At 48.5% G+C, this 21,521-nt stretch carries 20 protein-coding genes; 5 read left to right on the top strand and 15 right to left on the bottom strand.

Features of this window, described 5'->3' with window-relative positions; translation table 11 throughout:
• The first annotated feature begins 3 nt into the window (after window positions 1-3).
• Both tatC and ACFQNF_RS11325 read left to right on the top strand, forming a co-directional pair.
• Window positions 4-744: a twin-arginine translocase subunit TatC gene (gene tatC, locus ACFQNF_RS11330; RefSeq protein ID WP_046351640.1), complete on the top strand. Its 741-nt coding sequence runs from the start codon at window positions 4-6 to the stop codon at window positions 742-744.
• On the top strand, window positions 741-2,474 hold the full coding sequence (locus tag ACFQNF_RS11325) for a Wzy polymerase domain-containing protein (protein WP_380188078.1): 1,734 nt from the start codon (window positions 741-743) through the stop codon (window positions 2,472-2,474). Before tatC ends, ACFQNF_RS11325 begins: the two co-directional genes overlap by 4 nt.
• Window positions 2,475-2,722: 248 nt before the next feature.
• Here the strand turns inward: ACFQNF_RS11325 and ACFQNF_RS11320 are convergent, their stop codons facing one another.
• The 3 genes from ACFQNF_RS11320 to ACFQNF_RS11310 are packed head-to-tail and all read right to left on the bottom strand — an operon-like array spanning window position 2,723 to window position 4,496.
• Window positions 2,723-3,466 (bottom strand): TlyA family RNA methyltransferase, encoded by a 744-nt coding sequence (locus tag ACFQNF_RS11320; protein WP_380188077.1) that lies wholly within the window; start codon window positions 3,464-3,466, stop codon window positions 2,723-2,725.
• The gene (locus tag ACFQNF_RS11315) at window positions 3,466-3,765 is read right to left on the bottom strand and encodes an MliC family protein (RefSeq protein WP_380188076.1); all 300 of its coding nucleotides are present in this window, start codon (window positions 3,763-3,765) and stop codon (window positions 3,466-3,468) included. Before ACFQNF_RS11315 ends, ACFQNF_RS11320 begins: the two co-directional genes overlap by 1 nt.
• Window positions 3,765-4,496: a pseudouridine synthase gene (locus ACFQNF_RS11310; protein ID WP_046351636.1), complete on the bottom strand. Its 732-nt coding sequence runs from the start codon at window positions 4,494-4,496 to the stop codon at window positions 3,765-3,767. The genes ACFQNF_RS11315 and ACFQNF_RS11310 overlap by 1 nt, the downstream gene beginning before the upstream one ends.
• Window positions 4,497-4,685: 189 nt before the next feature.
• Here ACFQNF_RS11310 and ACFQNF_RS11305 point away from each other — a divergent pair, with 189 nt between their 5' ends.
• The gene (locus ACFQNF_RS11305) at window positions 4,686-5,060 is read left to right on the top strand and encodes a SirB2 family protein (protein ID WP_380188075.1); all 375 of its coding nucleotides are present in this window, start codon (window positions 4,686-4,688) and stop codon (window positions 5,058-5,060) included.
• Window positions 5,061-5,110: 50 nt separating this feature from the next.
• Here the strand turns inward: ACFQNF_RS11305 and moaC are convergent, their stop codons facing one another.
• The 11 genes from moaC to ACFQNF_RS11245 all read right to left on the bottom strand — a co-directional run bounded on the left by moaC (window position 5,111) and on the right by ACFQNF_RS11245 (window position 14,626).
• A complete protein-coding gene (gene moaC / locus ACFQNF_RS20840; RefSeq protein ID WP_465262212.1) occupies window positions 5,111-6,238 on the bottom strand; it encodes a cyclic pyranopterin monophosphate synthase MoaC in 1,128 nt (375 codons plus the stop codon).
• Between the two features lies 1 nt (window position 6,239).
• Window positions 6,240-6,707: a molybdopterin synthase catalytic subunit MoaE gene (gene moaE / locus ACFQNF_RS11290; RefSeq protein WP_380188074.1), complete on the bottom strand. Its 468-nt coding sequence runs from the start codon at window positions 6,705-6,707 to the stop codon at window positions 6,240-6,242.
• Window positions 6,704-6,955 (bottom strand): MoaD/ThiS family protein, encoded by a 252-nt coding sequence (locus ACFQNF_RS11285; RefSeq protein ID WP_380188073.1) that lies wholly within the window; start codon window positions 6,953-6,955, stop codon window positions 6,704-6,706. The genes moaE and ACFQNF_RS11285 overlap by 4 nt, the downstream gene beginning before the upstream one ends.
• Window positions 6,956-6,982: 27 nt before the next feature.
• Window positions 6,983-7,684 carry a DUF4197 domain-containing protein gene (locus ACFQNF_RS11280; RefSeq protein ID WP_380188072.1) on the bottom strand — a complete coding sequence of 234 codons (702 nt, stop codon included), beginning with the start codon at window positions 7,682-7,684 and terminating at the stop codon, window positions 6,983-6,985.
• Window positions 7,685-7,755: 71 nt separating this feature from the next.
• Window positions 7,756-8,961, bottom strand: coding sequence for a molybdopterin molybdotransferase MoeA (locus ACFQNF_RS11275; RefSeq protein ID WP_380188071.1), 1,206 nt, complete (start codon window positions 8,959-8,961; stop codon window positions 7,756-7,758).
• Window positions 8,921-9,475: a molybdopterin-guanine dinucleotide biosynthesis protein B gene (mobB, locus tag ACFQNF_RS11270; protein ID WP_380188070.1), complete on the bottom strand. Its 555-nt coding sequence runs from the start codon at window positions 9,473-9,475 to the stop codon at window positions 8,921-8,923. The genes ACFQNF_RS11275 and mobB overlap by 41 nt, the downstream gene beginning before the upstream one ends.
• A gap of 93 nt (window positions 9,476-9,568) precedes the next feature.
• Entirely contained in the window at window positions 9,569-10,237 is a 669-nt protein-coding gene (locus tag ACFQNF_RS11265; RefSeq protein ID WP_046351630.1) for a carbonic anhydrase, read from the bottom strand.
• A 224-nt stretch (window positions 10,238-10,461) separates the two neighbouring features.
• A complete protein-coding gene (locus ACFQNF_RS11260) occupies window positions 10,462-11,205 on the bottom strand; it encodes a peptidylprolyl isomerase (protein ID WP_380188069.1) in 744 nt (247 codons plus the stop codon).
• Window positions 11,206-11,299: 94 nt separating this feature from the next.
• Window positions 11,300-12,034: an oxygen-binding di-iron domain-containing protein gene (locus ACFQNF_RS11255; protein ID WP_380188068.1), complete on the bottom strand. Its 735-nt coding sequence runs from the start codon at window positions 12,032-12,034 to the stop codon at window positions 11,300-11,302.
• Window positions 12,031-12,624, bottom strand: coding sequence for a hypothetical protein (locus tag ACFQNF_RS11250; RefSeq protein ID WP_380188067.1), 594 nt, complete (start codon window positions 12,622-12,624; stop codon window positions 12,031-12,033). Before ACFQNF_RS11250 ends, ACFQNF_RS11255 begins: the two co-directional genes overlap by 4 nt.
• 181 nt (window positions 12,625-12,805) lie before the next feature.
• A complete protein-coding gene (locus ACFQNF_RS11245) occupies window positions 12,806-14,626 on the bottom strand; it encodes a TolC family outer membrane protein (RefSeq protein WP_380188066.1) in 1,821 nt (606 codons plus the stop codon).
• A 137-nt stretch (window positions 14,627-14,763) separates the two neighbouring features.
• On the opposite strand from ACFQNF_RS11245, the gene ACFQNF_RS11240 reads away from it, so the two are divergent.
• The gene (locus tag ACFQNF_RS11240) at window positions 14,764-15,507 is read left to right on the top strand and encodes a transglutaminase-like cysteine peptidase (protein WP_380188065.1); all 744 of its coding nucleotides are present in this window, start codon (window positions 14,764-14,766) and stop codon (window positions 15,505-15,507) included.
• Window positions 15,508-15,605: 98 nt separating this feature from the next.
• The gene (locus tag ACFQNF_RS11235; RefSeq protein WP_380188064.1) at window positions 15,606-17,531 is read left to right on the top strand and encodes a bifunctional diguanylate cyclase/phosphodiesterase; all 1,926 of its coding nucleotides are present in this window, start codon (window positions 15,606-15,608) and stop codon (window positions 17,529-17,531) included.
• Between the two features lie 52 nt (window positions 17,532-17,583).
• On the opposite strand, the gene ACFQNF_RS11230 is transcribed toward ACFQNF_RS11235, so the two are convergent.
• The coding region (locus ACFQNF_RS11230; RefSeq protein ID WP_380188063.1) for a type I secretion C-terminal target domain-containing protein at window positions 17,584-21,521 on the bottom strand (3,938 nt) is incomplete at its 5' end.

Genomic DNA, 21,521 nt, shown 5'->3' with positions numbered 1-21,521 from the left:
ACAATGACGGATAACCTCCAGCCCCTCTTAGTGCATTTAATCGAGCTGCGTACGCGGATTGTGCGTATTGCTGCGGTTTTCTTAGTTGGATTTATTGCCTGTTTTGCTTTTTCCGAACAGCTTTATGATCTGATGGTGGCCCCGCTTGCCCATGTTTTACCTAATCAAAAACTGATTACCATTGGCATTGCCTCACCCTTTGTTTTGCAAATCAAGATCTCCTCGATGGCCGCGTTTATGCTTACGCTGCCGCACACCCTCTATCAGGTATGGGGCTTTATTGCTCCGGGGCTTTATGCCCATGAAAAAAAGCTGATTTTGCCGCTGGTGCTGGCGTCCACCCTATTGTTTATGTTGGGAGTGGGCTTTGCCTATTTCCTCGTTTTTGGCGTGGTCTTCTCCTTTATTGTTTCTGTTGTACCCGCATCCATGCAATGGCTGCCCGATTCGGGTGAGTATCTTGATTTTGCCATCGGCATGTTTATCTCGTTTGGCGTGACCTTTGAAGTACCTATTCTGGTGATTGTGCTGGTGCGGATGGGTTTTATCAGCATTGCTAAGCTGAAAGAGATTCGTCCCTATGTTATCGTCGGGGCCTTTGTCATCGCCGCTGTTGTTACGCCGCCTGATGTGGTATCTCAATGCCTGCTGGCTATCCCGCTCTGGTTATTGTTTGAAGCAGGTGTGCTGGTTGCCAGCTGGCTGTACCGACCTCCCCAGAAAACTATCGAAAGCGCCCCATGATTCCGCAACTCCGAATATTCCAAACCCTGCTGTTTTTGCTTGCCGCAGTGCCCTGCGGCATTCCTTTTCGTTATCAGCCCAATCCAGTATTTCCATCCGAGCTAGCCGCTTTAGTCTTGGCAGTGCTGATGGTGCTCACCGCCACCCTGCTGCCTCGCCGTGAGAAATCCAACCCGCCCTATGCCAGCCTAATCTGGTTTGGCCTGGCAGCAGTGATTGCGCTGCAAATGGTGTTGATGCCGGTGTTGTATTGGTCTGATCGCACCGAGCCTATTCTCTATGCGCTCACCGCAGCATTCTCGGTGTGGGCCTTGGCACGGGCAACAGATCACTTTGGCAAAATGCAACTCGCTACCTACTTTGCCTGGGGATTACTCGCGGGAGCGATTTTCAACTCTGCGGTATCCGTACAGCAGGTGATTGAGCTGATACAAAATGGGCCACGACTCATCTTTGGCCATTTAGGGCAAAAGAATTTATATGGCCATTATTTAACTTGGGGGCTTGCCGCCGCCGCATGGTTAACCGCCGAGAAAGAGCTGCCTAAAACTTGGTTCTGGCCCGTAGCGGTTTGGCTGGCGCTTGCCATTGCCTGGAGCAGCTCACGCTCACCGCTCATGTATGCCAGTGCATGGCTGGTATTTGGATTGTTGTCGGCATGGCTGGGCAAAGACAGCGTACGCCGCTTTGGCTGGTTGCTCACAGCCTGCGCCGTGCTAATTATAGTGATGCAATTTGTTGCCCCTTGGGTAAACGATGCTTTGCAATCGCTGCTGCATGCTAAGAATGAAGTGCCTACAGGGCTTGATCGCCTCGATTCCAATGGCTCGCGCCGCTTTGTTGAGTGGCAAAAAGCGTGGATCACTTTCCTGGCCCATCCTTGGCTTGGTATAGGCTGGGCAGCTTATCCATCACAAAGTATTGCCCTGCAAATCAATCCTGCTTTTGCCATTGTGCAAGAAAGCGTGCTGTTTACCCACGCACATAATTCGCTGCTCAATATCATGGCCGAAACCGGCTTGGCAGGTACTCTGGTAATGGCAGGCGGCATCTTGTGGATGTTTGTGGCTTTACTGAAGCGTGAACACGATCCAGTCAAAATCTTTGGCGCGGCGATGGTCATCGTTTCGGTGCTGCATAGTCTGGTTGAATACCCTCTTTGGTATTACCACCTGCTTGGCCCCTTTGCATTAGCACTGTTCTTTATGCGCTCTGATGCGCCTCGCAAGCTGCAACTACCTGACTGGGTAGAGCGTGCAAGCCTTGGCACTTATGGCGTTGCAGCGCTGGCTACCGCAGTATTTGGTGGCCTGCTCTACATCCAGATTTACCCGATTATGGATCCATCCGATAAAGCAGCAGAAAACGCTGGCCGGATTAAGACTTTGCAAAAACTAAAGCAAAATCCATTAATCGATTTCTATGCTGATTTTGCGCTGTCTAATTATATTGTCGCCAGCAAGCAAGACATGCCGTGGAAGCTACAGATTTTAGACAGACTCAATCAAGTTCGCCCTTATCCTAGCCAGCTCAGCGATCAAGCCATTATGGAAACGCTCAGTGGCAATAGCAGCAAAGCCCACAAGCTGATGCGCCAAGCTGCGTTTTCCTACCCAGAAAGCCTAGATTACTTCCGCGAAGCAATCTTGGAATTTAAAGAGCCAGAAGTACGCGCTTTAATCAAGGAAGTGGAAGACGCTGAGAAGTTATTTGGGAAGGAAAAGAAGTAGGGAGAGATGGGGTTTCTCCCCATTCGATCAACTTAAGGGAATTTGTAGGTTGGGTTAGCAATCTGCGTGCGAGGTTTACCAAGTTCAGATATATCGCGTAACCCAACATTCTTTTCCACCTCAATGTTGGGTTAGCTGATTTATCCGCCCCAATAGGCGAATAAATCAGCTAACCCAACCTACAAAAACATCATATTCCGCGTGGTTTGCTTAAGTTGATAGGATTGGGGTTTATCCCGCCTCGTAATCTACACAGCAAGAGCATGAATAAAAAACTCACGATTGCCGTCGCCGCCTGTAATTGGGCTAGCGAAGTAATTTTGAGTTGTAAATCCAGCCGCTGTCGCGGCTGTTTTTATTTTGTCTTCGACTTGAGCGTAAAGGCTTTCATCTTTCACGATGCCGCCACGGGCGATTCCGGCTTTGCCTACTTCAAACTGCGGCTTTACCAAAAACAGTACGCTGGCTTGCGGCTGCAACATGGCGCGTAGTGCGGGCAGGATCAGCGTGAGCGAGATAAAAGACACATCGCCCACAATCAATTGCAGCGGTCCGTCTTGCACCTCGGCAATCAGCTCGGGTACTAAATGGCGGGCATTGACGCCCTCAAACTGCACCACTCTGGCGTCGCTAAGCAGCCTTGGGTGCAGCTGGCCGTGGCCAACTTCCACCCCGATTACTTTGCGCGCGCCCGCTTGCAGCAAGCAATCGGTAAAGCCACCGGTAGAAATCCCCACATCAAGCACTTGCCAGCCCGCCACATCCACACCGGCCTGCTCTAAAGCGCCCGCCAGCTTAAACCCGCCACGGGAAACAAAGCGATCACTCTCGTCGCTCGCCACAAAGAGTGGCAGATCTTTTGCGAGCTTTTGACTGGCTTTGGTCATGATCTTGCCAGCGCAGCTGACACGACCTGCTGCGATCATCACTTGTGCGGCAGTGCGAGAAGGGGCAAGCCCCTGCTCTACTAATAAAACATCCACACGCAACATTAATGCACCGATTTCTTCAGGCAATCTTGAGCAACGATGATGTCATTGCGCTCTAAAAAGCTATCGCTGCCCTTAGTCCACCACAGCCATTCGCCATTACCCCAAGCAGCGCCACTGGCTTTGCGCTGCTCATCCAAATCATAGATGCGGCCATCGACTCGCAGACGAACCTGCGCCATATCGGCACTAGAGGTCACGTAAAACGACGCGCCACCTTTGCATTGGTACGAACCAGTAATTTCATTGGGCGTGGCGTAAGCCATACCGCTAAGCAAAACTAAAACCAGTGCGCGCAACATTAGAATTTCTCCGAAGCAGCAAGATAGCGCCATTTTCCCGGCGGTAAATCACCCAGTAAGACGCGGCCAATGCGAATCCGTTTTAACCCCACCACTTCTAAGCCGACTAATTCACACATGCGGCGAATCTGGCGTTTTTTGCCTTCTCTCAAAATAAAGCGTAGCTGATTTTCATTTTGCCAGCTTACCCGAGCAGGCTTCAGCGCCTTGCCATCAAGACTTAGGCCATGATTTAGCTTTTTCATCCCCTCGCTGGAAAGCTGGCCTGACACACGCACCAGATATTCTTTTTCAACATTCGAGTTCTCACCGATCAAGGTCTTTGCCACGACGCCATCTTGCGTCAGCACCAGCAAACCTACCGAATCGATATCCAAGCGCCCAGCAGGGGCAAGATCACGCATATGCGGCGGCACAAAGCGAATACCGCTGGTGTCCCCCTCCCAATGGTTATCCGGCACCACCAGCGCTACCGCAGGGGTATAGCCTTTTTCTGCCTGACCAGACACATAGCCCACCGGCTTATTCACCAAAATGGTCACGCGCCCGGCTTGAGTGGCTTTTGCCGCAGGCTCTAGCGTCACGGTCTGGCTAGGTAAAACCTTGCTACCCAATACATCCACCACCACGCCATCGACCTTTACCCAGCCCTTGGCAATATATTCATCGGCCTCACGGCGCGAGCAAAGACCTAGTTCGGCTAAGCGCTTTGATAAACGTAATTCTTCCATACACTGTTATCCTTTCATTCCACTGACCATGCTTGCCTGAAATTCTAAGCAGACAAGCTGCATCTTTCACAAGGGCACCGCGCATCAAATAAACATATTTTGATTAAACACAACTAATCGCAATACTCAAGACGAGCACATGTCATTAAGATGCAGAACTGACCATTTTCGCACGAGAGAGCCCTCACGATGGAATATCTTGCTGTAAAACATCTACATATGCTGTTTATTGCCCTATCACTAGGGCTATTTTTACTACGCGGAGGGCTGATGCTGGCTGAATCTGCACGCTTGCAACAACGCTTCTTTCGTATTGCCCCGCATATTATCGATACTGCACTTTTAATTAGTGCAATAAGCTTAGCGATGATGTATCCGGGGCCGAAAGCATGGCTGGGAGCCAAGGTAGTTGGCTTGCTGGTGTATATCGTATTGGGGACGATTGCACTAAAACGCGGCAAAACCAAAACCATCCGCACCTGTGCTTTGATCGCGTCACTACTCACCTTTGCTTATATTATTGGTGTGGCATTTAGCAAAAGTGCATTCTTGGGATTTGCATAAGATACGCTTTGACAGGTGGGCAGTAGCTCTTGTGCCCACCACTACAAAAATTAAATCGTATGGCTAGCCTGCCAATGCCCTGATTTACCGCCTTGTTTTTCCAAAAGACGAATCTGCGACATAATCATGCCGCGATCTACGGCTTTGCACATATCGTAGATAGTTAGCAGCGCCACATTGAGTGCCGTCAACGCTTCCATTTCTACGCCTGTACGCCCGACTGTTTCAGCAGTCACTTCACAACGCACCAGGCTGCCCGCCCGATCAATCGTGAAATCGACACTCACACTGGTCAGTGGAATCGGATGGCAAAGCGGGATTAAATCGGCGGTACGTTTAGAAGCCATAATGCCTGCAATCCTTGCCACGCCGAGCACATCGCCTTTTTTATGGCTGCCCGTTTCAATTAAATGCAAGGTAGTGGGCAACATGCGAATTTCGCCCACGGCCCGGGCAATGCGGTGGCTATCTACTTTGCTACCCACATCAACCATATGCGCTTCGCCATTAGCGTTGAAATGCGTTAGCCCCGATGGCGTATCAGCTTGATTCTGATCGGTGGGCCGGTAAGGCATAGGAATGGTGTCAACCCCTGATAAACGTGCGGCACATACGGCTAAATCATCTTGGGTATTTAGGTTTGGAAACGCCAAATCAGGGAAATCAACATACTGAAGCTTCAGGCTTTCTTGCCAAGCCGATAATTTAAGCTCCTGCCGCGATAATCTATCCATCAAAGATGGCAATACATCGTGCCGCAACATGCAAATCGTTGGATGGATTTGCCCATCAGGTGTACGTGCTACCACCACCTGTGCTTCGCTCTGCTCTATACACTCTAACAACCTGCCTACCAGATCAGCAGGCAAGAAAGGCACATCGCAAGGCAAAACCAGCAGATATTCAGCAGGGGACGCCAGTAAAGCAGAATGAATGCCCGCTAAAGGTCCGGGGTGGCCGGGATAAACATCGCGTAAAACAGGCGAGCCAAAGCGCGCATAATCGGGCAGATTCCGATTTGCCGAGATCAAAATGTGATCCACAGGCCGGGTCTGTCGCGATAGTGCTTCTAAACTCCATTCAACCAAAGGTTTACCTGAAAGCTCAACCAAGCCTTTATCGCGCCCGCCCATACGACGCCCTTCACCGCCAGCCAGAATGACAGCATCCAAAATCATCTTAAACCACCCTCAAGTACTGCCAGCGATCGAGCGCGCTCTGATCGCTCTCTCGTGCATCAACCCATTCTAGGCAAGCGCCACTCCCTTCTTTTTTCCAGAATGGCGCCTGTGTTTTTAGAAAATCCATAATAAATGCATTGGCTTCATATGCAGCCTGGCGATGCGCTGATGCCGTGAGTACAAGCACAATTTGCTCAGCAGCGCGTAAATCGCCTACCCGGTGAATCAGCGTAACCGCCTGTAAAGGCCAGTGATCACACGCCTGATCAACAATTTTAGCCAGTGATTTTTCTGTCATGCCCGGATAATGCTCAAGACTCATCGTAGTAATGCTACCGTCAAAATCCCTTACCCTCCCGACAAAAGCGACCATCGCGCCCATATCGGCCCTGCCATCAAAGCGAGCATATTCGGCAGCAAAATCAAAATCTGCACTTTGTACTTGAATTCGGATCTCAGACATCATCCCCCCGTCACCGGCGGAAAAATCGCCACCTCTGCGTGGGCCGGAATCAGCTCATGCAAGCTCGCCATTTCCTGATTGATGGCAACACGAAATACCTTATTCCCCGACAATTCATCGGCCCAAACACCACCACGCCCGACCAAAATAGCAATCAAGGCCGCAACCGTGGCAGGCACAGGCAGGGGCAGCGCTTCTTCACTACAAGCAAATACATCACGCAGCCGGGCAAAATATAAAATACGAATCATTGATTAAAGGCCTAAATTACGAATATTTCATTGGCCTACCGTCAGTAAACCAAATGTTTTTTTAGCGAGTTTACCCACCGCGGCCAGCGGATCCTGACGAATCGCGCGCTCTTCATCGGCAATCACCAGATATAAGCCATCTAAAGCTTTGCGTGTTACATATTGCTCCACCGTTGCGTCTTCAGCTTTCAGCAAACCCAACCCTGACACCTTGGCAGCCAGCGTATTGTATTGCTGAGCCAACTGCAGCTTTGAAGTAGTTTGCCGGACTACCGGTAAGAATTGTTCAGACAACTGCGTCTGGCTTACCGATTTAAAATATTGTGTTGCGGCATCATCTGCGCCTAACAAAATATTTTTTGCGTCTTGTACGCTCATTTTTTTAACCGCATTAATCAGTAATTGCTTAGCACGAGGCACGGCGGCTTCTGCTGCCCGATTCATCGAGATTTGCAAATCATCGATCGATGGCCCAAAACCTAAAGTACGCAGAATCGGCTCTGCCTGGCGCATCGTATCTGGTAAGGGAATACGGACTTTTTCATTGGCTAAAAAGCCATCGCTTTTACTCAATTGCAAAGTGGCATTGCTCACGCCTTGCATCAACGCTTCTTTTAAACCACCTGAGGCATCACGCTCGGAAAGTAAATCAAAACCACCTGCCAATACGGGCAGCGCCAGCAGGGAAAGTAAGCCAAGTAAAATACTACGCCGAAGATTCACTTTCATATCAAGATCCCGTAATTAACGCGAGTCTTACGTACATGGAATAAATTGCAGCATAGCATTAATCCCCCGATTCAACGCATGCCATATAAAGGAATAAACGTCACTTTATCTCCAACACTAATCGTTTCGCCCACGGCAATATCCACTAAACCCGTTCCCCATACCACAGATGTTAATACCCCCGAGCCTTGCTGAGGGTAAATCTCTACCTGCCCCTCACTATTTAATCTGCCCCGCAAAAATTCGCGGCGATTGCCGACTTTTTTCCATTCAAATGCAGCGCTTAGCTTAAAGCGCAATGGCTCTGTATTTAAACAAGCTAGCCGAGCCAATAAAAAGGGGCGAACTAATAAAAGAAAGGTAACAAAACTAGAAACAGGATTCCCAGGTAAACCAATAAAATCGCACTCACCAATTCGCCCATAAGCAAATGGCTTGCCCGGCTTAATAGCGATTTTCCATAAATCTAATGTGCCAAGCTGCTCTACCGCCGCTTTAACATGGTCTTCTTCACCTACCGAAACGCCGCCCGAAGTAATCAACACATCGTGCTCTTTAGCCGCCTGCTGCAAAATATTTCTAGTCAAAGAAGCATCATCAGCAACAATGCCCAAATCGGTGACGATGCAATCATCCAATAAAGCCGTAATTGCATAGCGGTTTGAATTATATATTTTGCCTGCCGTCAGCGGCTGGCCCGGCTCCAGCAGCTCATCCCCTGTCGATAGAAGAGCTACTTTCAAGGGGCGCTTTACAGATAGCTCCGCCACGCCAATCGACGCAGCCAGACCAATCGCAGCCGCGCTTAAGCGGCTGCCAGCGGGCAGGATCATCGTGCCTGCTTCAATATCCTCACCGCGCAAACGAATATTGGCGCCTAGTTTTACTTTTTGAGTGATATAAACCAGCCCATCCTCACAGCGGCAGTCTTCCTGCATGACCACCACATTCGCCCCTGCCGGGATAGGTGCACCTGTAAAAATTCTAGCCGCCTCACCCAAGCCCAGCGCTTGCCCCACTTCACCCGCAGCAATTCGCTGCACCAGCGAAAAATAAGCAGGCCACTCCTCACCCACATTCAGTGCATAGCCATCCATGCCGCTATTATCGAAAGCAGGCACTGCAATTTGCGAAACCACATCTTCAGCCAATACGCGGCCACAGGCCTGATTTAAAGATAATATTTCGGCAGCCTGTGAAACACGGGCTTGCGATAATAAACGGGATAAGGCGCTATCAAAATCCAGCATGGCAACTCGCAGCAATAAACGCTGCAATCGCTGCAGCTTGGTTAAGATCGAAAACAGGCAGGTGACTATCCGGCGAGAAATCGCTGGCAATGGCGATGATGTGCTCATCATCTAAGACGGGAAAACCGGCACGACAGACTGCTATTTTGGGGATAGCGGCCGCTTTAAAGCCTTCTACCAAGACTAAATCCACTGGTGCTAAGCGGGCCAGCAACTCATTAAGTGGCAAAGCCCCCTGATGCAGCAGGGCAAAGCCTTGAGGCGATGCCAGCAATACCTCCCCCGCACCCGCAGCCCGAAAGCGTGTGGTGTCTTTGCCCTCAGGCTCAAACTGCACAGCATGATGGGTATGCTTAATCACGCTCACCGAGAGGCCCAGTTGCGCTAATTCTGGCAGTAGTTTTTCTATCAGCGTGGTCTTACCACTGCCCGACCAGCCTGCAATACCTAACACACGCTGAGCAGATGGCAACGCAGGCGGTGGAGCAGATTCAGACTGCAGCTGCGAGGAGAAGCTTGGTTTAAGAGAAATTTCACGCATTTTTAAGGCAATAACTCCTTATTTTAAAAAGAGTGCATGGAATATCGCTCAACCCAGCGCTCCTGCTGCTGGCCAGCTTTGCCTCACTCTTCATTAAAGCTTGATAGAAAAATCCTGTGCAGGCAAAGCGCTTACAAGCGGCTGAAACTGCTTAGTTTCATCATCAAAGCCCAGCAAAGCGCCGTGCTCAAAATCAAAAAACCAACCATGCACGCTCAGTGCATCAGTGCCCAAACGCTCTTTAATCCAAGGGAAAGTTTCAAGATTATCTAAAGAATCACGAATCGCTTCCAGCTCGCAGGCGCGATACTGGATGGCTTTATCAGCGTTAGGCAGTTGTTGCAGGACACGCTCTTTTGCCTTGCTGGCAATATGAATCCAGCGGCCAAGAAAATCATCTTTCTCTACAATATCCGAGCTATCCATCAGCCCTTTAATACCCCCACAGTGGCTATGCCCAAGCACCACAATACGACTAACATTGAGCACAGTAACAGCGTATTGCAAGGCTGCAGATACCCCTTGATTGGTAGTCCCCTGCTCAAAAGGAGGCACCAAATTGGCCACGTTGCGAATAATAAACATCTCGCCAGGCGCACATTGGGTCAGGATGGCGGGATCAACGCGGGAGTCACAGCAGCCTATCAACACGGTGGTTGGTGTCTGGCCTGCTCGTAAACGGTCAAACAAAGCAGTTTCGCCAGCAAAGTACTGCTGTTGGAATTCACGAAAACCTTCAATAAACTGATGCAAATCGGCCATAAGGGTAAACCCGTAAAGAAACGGGCTGATTATCCATCAGTTTGCGATAAAAATCGCTGTATCTATCGTAATGACTTACAAAATTTATGCCTTTTCAGTATTTTTCAGGCTTGATCCAAGCCCTGCCGGCGTCATGACCATACATTGTTTTATCAGCAAAATTAAAAATGGCCAGCATCGCTGGCCATTAAATGTTGCTCTAAAAGAGCATGCCTATAAAAAGCTTAAACAGCAGCTGGCTCTGCGCCTGGCAAGGTGTAGCCTTCAATCTTGGCGGCATTAACCAAGGTTTGGAGGTACTGATTCATTGCACGGCGTGTGGCCATATTGCTTAAAAACTCGGCCAACTTTTCTTTCACTTCATCAAAAGAAACGGTTGCACCTTCTACCTTGCTGCCTGCGCGAATAATATGCAGACCAAACTGAGTTTCTACCAGATCAGCAGCCACTTCGCCGTCATTCAAGCTAAATACCGCTTGTTCAAATTCAGGCACCATTTGACCGCGGCCAAACTGGCCCAGATTGCCGCCTTGCTGGCCAGACGGGCAAGCTGAATGCTCAAGAGCCAACGCTGCAAATTTTTCCGGATTGGCTTTTACATCGGCCAAAACCGCATTGGCGGTTTCACGAATCACGTCTAAAGAGACCTCTTCGCTTGGCTTAAACAAAATATGGCTGCCTTCAACCATTTCACCACGCACAAAAGACTGTGGATTATTATCGTAATATGCCTGACAAGCCGCCTCGTCTGCATCTGGCACATTTACTTCTGTTTGCAGCAATAAACCAATGGTTTCTTCCGGGCTGCCCGCTTCAATAGCAAGGCCAGCGGCGCGTTGCAGCAACAGCTCGCGCAAAATCAGCTCTTGAATGGTGGCATCCAACATCGATGGTGCATCTTGATGGTGCTGGCTTTCTGCTTCGATCATTGCATCGGTAATTTCAACGCCATTAACAGTGATACTCATCATCTTCCTTGAATGCTTTATTAGTTAAGCAATTGACATGGGGGCTGAATGCACGCATTTCCAGCCCCCACAGAAAATTCCTCAACCTAGTCAATCAAAAAAGCCCTACATGCAGCTCATCAAACCAATTAATAAAACGCTCAACATCTTCACCTGCGTATACCGAGCCATGCTGCGGGCAAATCATATCTATTTTTAGGCTAGCCACCTTTTCACACCAAGCCCGCTTTGCAGTGTTAGAGCCCATCCAGCGCTTATGAAAGCTTTCTGCAAAACGAATATGTCGATCGAACTCAGTCACAAATAAATTACTATTACCCTCGGGCAATAATGCAGAGCCGATGTCGGCGGAAAACAAGATCTTAGCCAGTGGGTCATACAGATGAAAACAGCCAGGCGAGTGTAGATAATGAGCTGGAATTGCATTTAAATGCGCACTGCCCACCACAATCTCCCGCCCTAAATCCGCAATGGGGCTCATGGTTTCTGCCTTACCGCCAAAATGCGGTACAGAGGTCACCCATAGTTCAGAAATATGGCACTTCATTTCTGGATTAAATTCTAACCAGAGGGCAAGAGAAGAAACCACATCCGGGTCTTGGTGCGAGGCAAACATACTTTGAATTAATCGCGGATCAATCACGGTACTCACTGCAGAAAACACCGCTGGAAAAATCTCTAAGCCACCGGGGTTGGTAATTAAAGCCTCACCCGTATTGCTGATCACGTACTCATTGGTATCTATTAAATAATTGGGCCGCTCCGAATCGCGTGAAATAGCAAACCAACGATGATCGTCCTGCTCAAACAGTATTTGCGCTTTTTTCATTTCATCTTCCCAGAGATACGCCTCAGTTCTTCTAACCTTGGTACGATAGAATCCACTTTTCGGGCAAAATCATTGGATAGCTCTGCCAGCACATTCGAATGCTCGCCCGAATAGGCTGATTCAATTCTAGCTGCACGCGCAATAACCACACCAAAAACACAGGCTTGGTAAGCTTCATCAATATATTCTGCCAAGCGCTGATGCACCATGCGTAAGCGTTCAGAATTCTCATCTGCAGCCTTACGGTTTCGCCCAAGTGTTTCCGCCAAATAACACGTGTTTTCAGTAGATAGCGCGGAGGTATGCGCCAACATTTGACTGCGCCGGTCCTGGATCATGCTGTGCGATGATTCTGCCAGCATATCTTGGCTGGCACTGCTTAGCCGGTTCATACTGCCTTGTAACTGCAAAGATAATTCACGTAACTCACCAGAAATCACCCCAAAGCCCCGCGCCATGCGGCCCGCTCTTTTCGCCAATAAAATCGCGTTTAAACCCATTAAATTAATTTCAAAACAATTCCAGATCACCATCTTGATATTCTCATTAATCAAAACGGTGTTTTGTAATTCAGCTGCGATATCCGCCATGAGCTAGCCTCCGTAGCTCGTCCCCAATAACGAGCTATTCCTTTATAGATCACTAAGTCGGTGGAAAGAAGCGTAAGTGCTCATCAATCAAAAAACTGACTCTATAAGAGGGCAAGCCGCTCTCGGCAAAAAAATAGGCCTTCCGAAGAAGGCCCATTCAAAAACTAAGCGCTATAAAAAATTAATATACCTTACCTCTAGTCACTTTCTCAGATTTGATCTTCCACTGCCCGCCCTGCTTCACCATCTCTAAAGTTTTTCCCACCACATCGGTGTAATCCTTAGATTTATAGCTTTGGCTAAAGCTTGCTTCAGCTTGGGTCTCACTTACTTGCTTCAGCTTCATTTTATCCAGAGTAATCGTCAAATCGCCCTGCTTGGCTACACGTTCGCGGCGGAATGCTTTCCATTTATCCACACTCATACCGTTGCTTGGTACAAAGCTATCGGCATAAAACGCTAAGTAATCATCAACCCGCTTCTCTGCCCAAGCTTTCGACCATTTATCAGCAAGGTCATTACCGAACTGCGTTAGATCTTTGCTCACGGGTAAGGCATTTTTAGGCACTTCAGGAGCCGCAGCTGCAGGCGCTAGCGATGGGCGATTCGCCATAACCGCATCCCTGTCCATATTGTACGCAGCAGGCATCTCTGCACTGCAGCGCACACGCTCATCATCCAGCTGGTTATCACTAAGCGCTTCCGGTATTTCGGCTTCCAACGGAACCAGCTTGAGTGCAGAAAGCAATTGATGAGTCTGCGTTAAAATGCCTGCCTCAGACGTTTTCAAATCATAAACCGCAGCCACAACCGCACGTTTAGCAGTAAATAATTCGTTTTCTGTATCTAATAAATCTAATAAGGTGCGCTGGCCAATATCGAATTGCTTACGGTAAGCATCACGTGATTTTTCAGTAGAAAGCTGATGCTGATCGAGGAACTTCATTTGCTCGTTCAGGCGGCGCACATCATTCCAGGCAATTTGCGTGGTTTGACGAATATCACGGCATGTTTTATCTCGCAGCTCGTAAGCCGAGTTAAGCTTTTCAACTGCACCACGCGTACGTGCACTATCACGGCCACCGCTGAACAAGTTGTAATTTAAATTAAGCTGAATCGTGCGGTCTTGAAAAGTGCCGTTGATATTATCGCGATCGCTATCAATCGCTTGCTTAGCAACTAATTCAAGTTTGGGATAGTTATTTGACTTGCGGGTTTCTGCATCACTACGGGCAGAGCGGATATTCGAGACCGCCGCCAAAAAGCCTGGGTTCTGTTTTAAAGCCATTGCTAAAGCAGCATTGCCTTCCTTAGGCAAAGCCGCACGTAAATCTTGTGCGGGCGCTAATGAGGCAGCAGGGGCTTCACCTACAATCCGTTGGAAACGTGCAGATACATCATGCAAATTAGATAAATCTGTCAGCCAGTTCGATTCAGCCAAAGCTAAACGACCAGAGGCTTGTTCTAAATCAACCCGTCGTCCTACACCGGCTTTAACCCGCTCTTCGATCTGGCCTAAAATTTCTTTGTGTAATGCGAAATTATCTTGAGCAAGGGCAACCAATTCCCGATAGCGCAACACATCCTGATAGGCGCGCACACTTTCATACGCAACCTGATCTGATGAAGAGAGTAGCTCGTAATAACGAGTGAGCCTTGCATAGCCTAAGCGCTGAACTTCATTGCTTGTCGCAAAACCATCAAATAACATCTGGCGCAAAGTCAGCGAGGCACCGGGATGATTAAACCCACCGGTATCGCCGCTTGGCCGCTTTTGCCACTCTCGCCCGGCGTAAGCTTGAAAATCCACCTGTGGCAAATAACCACCACGTGCAGCAGCAACATCCTCAACTGAGGCGCGAAACTCAAACCAGCGAGCACGTAACTCCGGATTATTAGTAATGGCCCGCTCCGCCGCATCTTGCAAAGTAGCTGGGGCGGCAGCTTGCACACCTATTCCACTGAATGCCAAGGCAAGGGCAAAGCAAAGTTTCAGATTCATATTGATTAATCCCATGTGTAATTCACAAGTAGTACTTTTTATGTAGCAGCTCATTGAGCTGAATTATCTTATTGATTGATACGAGTAAATTATAACCTTACCATTATTCTTTCGCCCATTACATTTATAATTGTAAGTTGGACAATCGTAGTGAATTAACCCACTATAAGAATAGCTCCCTAAAACTATTTAGACAGATGCATCAGCGCACTCCCTATCCCTTACATAAAAAAGTAATCTGGCTCTTTGTTGGCCTATCTTTCGCCTTGCCTGCAGCTTCTAACCTTGACTTTGATCGTTTGCAAAAATCCTTAGTACAACGCTGGGGCCAAGCCCCCGCTCGCCTATTCAGTGACTGGCAAACTTTGATCAATGATGCACGTAATGTTGCTGAGCCTGATAAGTTAAAGCGTGTTAATGACTTCTTTAATCGTAGAGTTCAATTTAGCGACGATCAAACGGTTTGGACTGCTGCCGATTATTGGGCAACCCCCATTGAAACCATAGGCAAAGGCGCTGGAGATTGCGAGGATTTCGCTATCATTAAATATTTCAGCTTAAAAGAACTAGGTGTTGCAAAAGAGAAACTACGGCTTACTTACGTTAAAGCTAAAATCGGCGGTGCATCAAGTAATGTTAGCCAAGCGCATATGGTTCTTACGTATTACGCCACGACCGACTCAGAACCTTTAGTACTTGATAATTTACTAAATGATATTCGCCCTGCATCACGCCGGCCTGATTTAACACCTGTATTTAGTTTTAATAGTGATGGAATTTTTACTGGCGCTGCCGCACAACCTACAGGCCCAGTCGATAAACTATCTCGCTGGAAAGATTTAATTTCAAAAATGAAAGCCGAAGGCTATGAAACAGATTAAATATATAGTTCACAATACAGCACTATAAAATTTGAAACTATTCTATTCAACGGGCATTGAAATACCGAATAAATGCCCAGCTCTAGCAGGGAAATACCATGTCACTCTTTCGCCAGCTTTGGATAATGATTATTCTGGCTACCTTGGTAGCCTTTGCCGGTAGTTTTATTGTGAGTGTCTACACCGCTCGTGGTTATCTAGAGCAGCAGCTCTTTACACAAAGCAACGATAATGCTTCCTCCTTAGCGCTTTCAATGTCGCAACAAAGTAAAGATCCTGCCACGATCGAACTGAATGTAGCCGCTCTTTTCGATACCGGCCACTTTGAGCTGATCCGCTTTAGCGACAACCACGGAAAAACGGTGGTAGAGCGAACAAATAACGATAAAGCCGATGACGTGCCCAATTGGTTTGTAAAAACTTTCCCCTTGCAAATTGCCTTTGGCAAAGCACAAGTCAGCGATGGCTGGAAGCAAGCAGGCACCATTACCGTCGTCGCCCATTCACGCTTTGCCTATCAGGCACTGTGGGAAGGCGCAATGCGTCTTTTTGTATGGATTATTGGTGCAGGGCTTGTTTGTGGTGCAGGTTTACAAATTTTACTTAATTGGGTAAAAAAACCAATTACCCAAATGGTTGAACAGGCTGAAGCGATTAGCGAACGACGCTTTATTACCATTCCAGAACCACGTTATAAAGAATTAAAAAGTGTCGTCAACGCCATGAACACAATGGTGAGCCGCGTAAAAACGATGTTTTCCGAACAGGCTGCACGCATTGATGCGCTGCGCAGTGAAGCCAACCGGGATCCGCTCACCCAACTTCCTAATCGCAACTTTTTTATGGGGCGTTTATCTCAAACACTAGAAGACGATGAGGCCGCGCCAAGTGGCATTTTACTCATTATGCGCCTGCATAATTTAGCCGATGTAAACCGCCGCTTAGGGCGGGAACGAGCGGATCAGTTTTTACAAATGGCGGCAGGACAATTAGCCTCTTTAACAGGACAAGAGCCTGATCGCTTAGTGGCACGGCTCAATGGAGCAGACTTTGCTTTGCTTGCCCCCGGCCTTGATCGCCAGCAGGGTCTTGATTTAGCCAAAGAGCTTCACCAAGGCTTGGCGGAGCTACGGAGCCATGATTTAACTGACGCAGATGACTTGGCGGCGATTGGCATTGCCACCTATCAGCACAATGACAGCATCAGCCAGCTGTTATCCGGCACAGACCAAGCACTTGCCCAAGCAGAAAGCAGCGGAGCCAATGGCACAGGCCATGTCAGCAGCGCCAATGCCAACCGGGCCTTGCCCGCACAAGACTGGCAGCCTTTACTGCAAAAAGCATTTAAAAACCACAGCTTTGAGCTGGCTTCTTTCCCGGCCATTTTAATTGATGGACAACCCTTGCACCGCGAGTTATTACTGCGATTGCGGCATCCAGAAAGCAATGAATTGCTCACAGCAGGCACATTTATGCCTTTTATCAGCCGCCTTGGGCTGAGTAATACTCTGGATCTGGAATCAGTAAGGCTGGCTTGCGGCGAGCTGAAATTGCACGAAGCCCAGCTGGCGATCAATCTGGAAGCAAAATCGATTGCCGATGAGCAATTTATTGAAGAGCTGCTGGCCATCTTAAGCCAGCATAAAGGCGCAACGCATCGCCTTTGGTTTGAAGTCAATGAGTTTGGCTTCAGAGATGAAATTACCGCCCTGGCTAATTTCGCTCAAAAAATTAGACCATTAGGCTGCAAAGTAGGGATTAAACACTTTGGCCGCCACTTTGGTAGCATCCCTCAACTTTACGAATTGCAATTAGACTATCTAAAAATTGATGGCAGCTTTATTCAAGGAATTGATCAGCACCCTGGCAATCAAAACCTTGTGAAAGCCATTATAGGCATTGCTTCAGGGCATGACATTCTGACTATTGCTGAACGTGTTCAAACTAAAGGGGAGTGGGATATGCTTAAAACTTTAGGCATCAATGGCCTAAGCGGCCCGATTGCCAGCAAGCCACTCAATTAATTAAGCCTCATAAAAGCATCAAGGCCAGCAATGCTGGCCTTGATGCTTTTAATTACACATCCGTAATTAATTTACCCTTATTAAGCAAATCTTGAATAATGGCGGCGTCTGCCAAGCTGCCATTACTGGTTAAATCAACACCGGACAGAATAATCCGCTGATCATCAGCACCCGCATTAAATGGCCCAGAATAACTACCTGCGCTACTCACATGGATAATGGTATCAGTGCCTGATTTTTCAAAATGCAGGTACTGCGTTAGATTGCCGGTTGCCAGCGTATGATTTTCTCCCTGTAGCAGGTCTCTTAAATCAAGCCTATCGCCCCCTGCGCTATAACTAGCCGTAGTAAAGTCAGTAATTTTATCAATCACCGGGGCCCCCACTGCCCCCTTATCTGCCAAAGCCCAAGAGAAGGTATCTGCACCTAAGCCCCCAGCCAAAAGATCACTCCCCGCCCCACCATCTAAGCGATCAGCCCCTGCTCCGGCATTGATTACATCATTTGCTGATCCGCCATGAATAATATCGCGCCCTGCTGAGCCAGTAATCGTATCCGAGAGGTTGGTTCCAGAGACTTCTTGGCCGCTACGAATCAGGTAATGCCCGTTATTAGCTGGGTCTTCAATAATATCTTGCAGCTCGGTCAGCACAGGTGCTTGCGTACCGTGGAAGATTGCCATATCTTCAATCCCCAGCGTGACATACGCGCTATCCGCAGTGCCTGATGGTTTAAATTCAACTTTTAAGACGGCATTGCCTCCTTGCTCCCAATACAAGATCTCCAGGCTATGCATTCCTTCGCTAATCGCGACACCGGTTTGCACACGCGTGGTAGGAGGTTGATTGGCATTGAATTCAAATACCGACTGGCCATCAATTGCAATACGGTAGCCATCGTCAGCACCAACCCGGATATCGTAAGTGCCGGCCGCAAAGTATGCGCCCCCCACCATCCGGATAATCGAGTCTGTGGTATTGCCAAAGCTACTGGTTGCGGCAAGGGCATTGGTATCCGCCCCCGCATTATTTGCCCCAAGGAAGTTATACAAATTACCGGTGGTAATGGCCGAGCCTGCCGTTACCGAATTATTTGTGCCTAAATTGCCTGTAACCGCGGGAGCAACCCCGTATTTAATTGAGTCGGCAATAAACGTAGCATCACTTGCCGCTGCGCTGGCTTCGGTTTGTGTACCAACAATATTGCTACCTTGGCGGCCATTAATAACCGAGCTAATGTCGCTGATATTATCAAGATTACCCACCGTATTATCTTGGCTTTGCACGTTATATGTTGTGCCACCCACTTTATCTGGATCATTGTTATATCCAAAGAATTCACCATGCAGGCCAAGGCTGGTGTCGGCAATTGCAGAGGTTGACGTGGTCAGTTGCAGTGTATTGCCTTGAACTGGCGGCAGTACATTAATGGTGAGTTGGCTATTAGACAGATCAAGATCGCCATCATTATCAATTAAGGTAAAGCCAATGTTTTCACTAGAGCCTGATGTTTTAAGCACCGGAGGGGTGTAGGCATATTTACCATCATCCATATCAATGGCAAATTGCCCGCCTAATAAAGTATTTACCTTTAATTGATGCGTCACGGCATCAAAAGTGTATTTATTTGCCGCAGCGCTTGTCACAATCGAATTATTGGCCACATCAAAAGTGTATTTCACACCATCAACCGTAATGTCATTCATATGGCCACCATCAGCACCGAAGCCTGATGAAGCCCCCGAAATCACACCGCCTGTTAGATCACCAGCGTTTGGTAAAACAATGGTGTCCCGTAAAATTGGCGGCAATTGTGCTAAATCTGTAACGATAATAGCGTTTGCCTCAGACCCCGTGCCTGCGCCTGTGCCGTTGTAAGCAATTGGATTCAGATTAGTCGCAGTAACACCTGATCCCAAGCCCAATGCCAGAGAGTTAATATCTTTGATGTTTAAGAAATTAGTCCAGGCCAGCTCTTCAGTCGCATCTAAACCGAGGCTTGGATTAGGCGCTCCATCCGAGAAGAAATACCCAATATTCTGCCCGCCAGCAATCTTGCCCACATCGTCATAACGCGTCATCACCTGCCCAACCGCCGCATCATAATTAGTACCGCCGGTAGCAGAGAGAGCGGCCAAAATGACTTTTGCTTCGCTAACGCTCATCCATGTTTGTCCGGCACTTTGCTGAGTCACCGAAGAGCTACTAAACGTCACTAGCATCACTTTGACATCACCTAAGATATCGTAATCGTCGATCAGCTTAGTAATTGCCTCCTTAGCAACCTGCAGCCTCGTTTTGCCTGGTATTCCACTTGGGTCAGCCATACTTCCGGATACATCAAGCGTTAGAATTAAATTGCTATCTACATTTGGAATCTGAACATTTGCTGTTTTGCTCTGCCCAACCGGTGCATCGTCTTCCACATTCACCGTCAGCGTGGCTGTGCTGCTCAGGCTACCATCAGACACCTGCACACCAACATTAAATGACTTCACGTCCTCAACGCTATTTAGAGGGTGATCAATAGGCCCTTTTAAGGTGACGGTGTAATTGCCTGCATTATCAATCTGAATTTCGGCAATGGTAGTCGTCCCAACTTTTGCCACCAGATTTTGCGTACCGCTTCCCGTCCAGACTAGAGCTTGTCCACCCGATGACAAAACATCAGTTGGCGCAATCAAAGAGGTTGTTAATACAGGGCTGTCCGGATCGCTAATCGCGATCGTTCCTGTGCGCACAGCACTATTTGTGGTATCGCTTGGCGATCCCGTTGTATCAACAATCCCGCCCAACAAACCTTCTTCAGAAACCGTCGCGCTTGCATTGGCAATCGCTGGTCCATCATTCACCCCGCTCACATTAATCGTGGCCGTTGCCGGAGACGTATCCACCAAGCCAGTATTATCTTTCGCGGCATAATTAAAGCTGGTGCTGCCATTCCAGTTTGAATTGGGCTTAAAGTAAACCGTTAAACTATTACTGTTGGCGGCTAAATCGGTACCGGCAAGCAGCAATTGCGTCATAGCCACATCACGATACAAGGTGCCATTAGCAGGCAGCCCCAGCACACTAAAGCTGGCGACCGTGCCATCAACATCCGTACCTGTCAGCGTGATCGCAATGGGTGCAGCCTGATCCTCTACCCCCGAAGCGCTAACATTATTAGTATTAGGTGCATAATCATTATCCAAAATCCCACCCGTAGCGCTTACTCCACCGATGGTTAATAGAACAGTTTCCCGATAGCCTTCAACCAGCGCATCATCAACCGTTGGCAAGGTCACTGCGAAACTAGTGACGCCTGCTGGAACAGTAATCAAACCTGTCGTCGCGTTATACGTCACGCCGTTACTGAAGGTGGCGGTGCCGTAATCGGCGGTAGACGCGGTGCCACCACCCAAATTAAAGGCGTAAGTCTCAACCTTGGTCGTTGCTGTGCTCAAGGTCACGTTGAAGACCAGATTATTGCCTTCAACGACGTTATCGTCCGCTACGCCCGGATTACCCACTTCAATGCCGGCAATGGCTGGGCTGTCGTTATCCAGAATGCCACCGGTGGCGCTTACTCCACCGATGGTTAGTGGGACTGTTTCTGGGGTGATTTCTACAAGCGCATCGTCGACCGTTGGCAAGGTCACTGCGAAACTAGTGACGCCTGCCGGAACGGTAATCAAACCTGTCGTCGCGTTGTAGGTCACGCCATTGCTAAAGGTAGCTGTGCCGTAATCGGCGGTAGATGCGGTGCCACCACCCAAGTTGAAGGCATAGGTTTCTGGTTTTGTTGTTGCAGTGCTAAGGGTCACGTTGAAGACCAGATTATTGCCTTCAACGACGTTATCGTCCGCCACTCCCGGATTGCCAACTTCAATGCCGGCAATAGCTGGGCTATCGTTATCTAGAATGCCACCGGTGGCTGAAACACCACCAATGGTTAGAGGTACTGTTTCTGGGGTGATTTCTACAAGCGCATCGTCGACCGTTGGCAAGG

Source organism: Iodobacter arcticus, assembly GCF_042664895.1.
In the GTDB taxonomy this organism is placed as follows: Bacteria; Pseudomonadota; Gammaproteobacteria; order Burkholderiales; family Chitinibacteraceae; genus Iodobacter; species Iodobacter arcticus.
This window is presented reverse-complemented; position numbering and strand designations above follow the sequence as displayed.

Bases quoted from the DNA above. Each gene is read 5' to 3' on its own strand.
- ACFQNF_RS11315 (WP_380188076.1), bottom strand. From the start codon at position 3,765: ATGTTGCGCGCACTGGTTTTAGTTTTGCTTAGCGGTATGGCTTACGCC.
- tatC (WP_046351640.1), top strand. From the start codon at position 4: ATGACGGATAACCTCCAGCCCCTCTTAGTGCATTTAATCGAGCTGCGT.
- moaC (WP_465262212.1), bottom strand. From the start codon at position 6,238: ATGATTTTGGATGCTGTCATTCTGGCTGGCGGTGAAGGGCGTCGTATG.
- ACFQNF_RS11265 (WP_046351630.1), bottom strand. From the start codon at position 10,237: ATGGCCGATTTGCATCAGTTTATTGAAGGTTTTCGTGAATTCCAACAG.
- mobB (WP_380188070.1), bottom strand. From the start codon at position 9,475: ATGCGTGAAATTTCTCTTAAACCAAGCTTCTCCTCGCAGCTGCAGTCT.
- ACFQNF_RS11310 (WP_046351636.1), bottom strand. From the start codon at position 4,496: ATGGAAGAATTACGTTTATCAAAGCGCTTAGCCGAACTAGGTCTTTGC.
- ACFQNF_RS11285 (WP_380188073.1), bottom strand. From the start codon at position 6,955: ATGATTCGTATTTTATATTTTGCCCGGCTGCGTGATGTATTTGCTTGT.
- ACFQNF_RS11260 (WP_380188069.1), bottom strand. From the start codon at position 11,205: ATGAGTATCACTGTTAATGGCGTTGAAATTACCGATGCAATGATCGAA.
- ACFQNF_RS11320 (WP_380188077.1), bottom strand. From the start codon at position 3,466: ATGTTGCGTGTGGATGTTTTATTAGTAGAGCAGGGGCTTGCCCCTTCT.
- ACFQNF_RS11325 (WP_380188078.1), top strand. From the start codon at position 741: ATGATTCCGCAACTCCGAATATTCCAAACCCTGCTGTTTTTGCTTGCC.
- ACFQNF_RS11280 (WP_380188072.1), bottom strand. From the start codon at position 7,684: ATGAAAGTGAATCTTCGGCGTAGTATTTTACTTGGCTTACTTTCCCTG.
- ACFQNF_RS11250 (WP_380188067.1), bottom strand. From the start codon at position 12,624: ATGGCGGATATCGCAGCTGAATTACAAAACACCGTTTTGATTAATGAG.
- ACFQNF_RS11235 (WP_380188064.1), top strand. From the start codon at position 15,606: ATGTCACTCTTTCGCCAGCTTTGGATAATGATTATTCTGGCTACCTTG.
- ACFQNF_RS11245 (WP_380188066.1), bottom strand. From the start codon at position 14,626: ATGAATCTGAAACTTTGCTTTGCCCTTGCCTTGGCATTCAGTGGAATA.
- ACFQNF_RS11255 (WP_380188068.1), bottom strand. From the start codon at position 12,034: ATGAAAAAAGCGCAAATACTGTTTGAGCAGGACGATCATCGTTGGTTT.
- moaE (WP_380188074.1), bottom strand. From the start codon at position 6,707: ATGATGTCTGAGATCCGAATTCAAGTACAAAGTGCAGATTTTGATTTT.
- ACFQNF_RS11305 (WP_380188075.1), top strand. From the start codon at position 4,686: ATGGAATATCTTGCTGTAAAACATCTACATATGCTGTTTATTGCCCTA.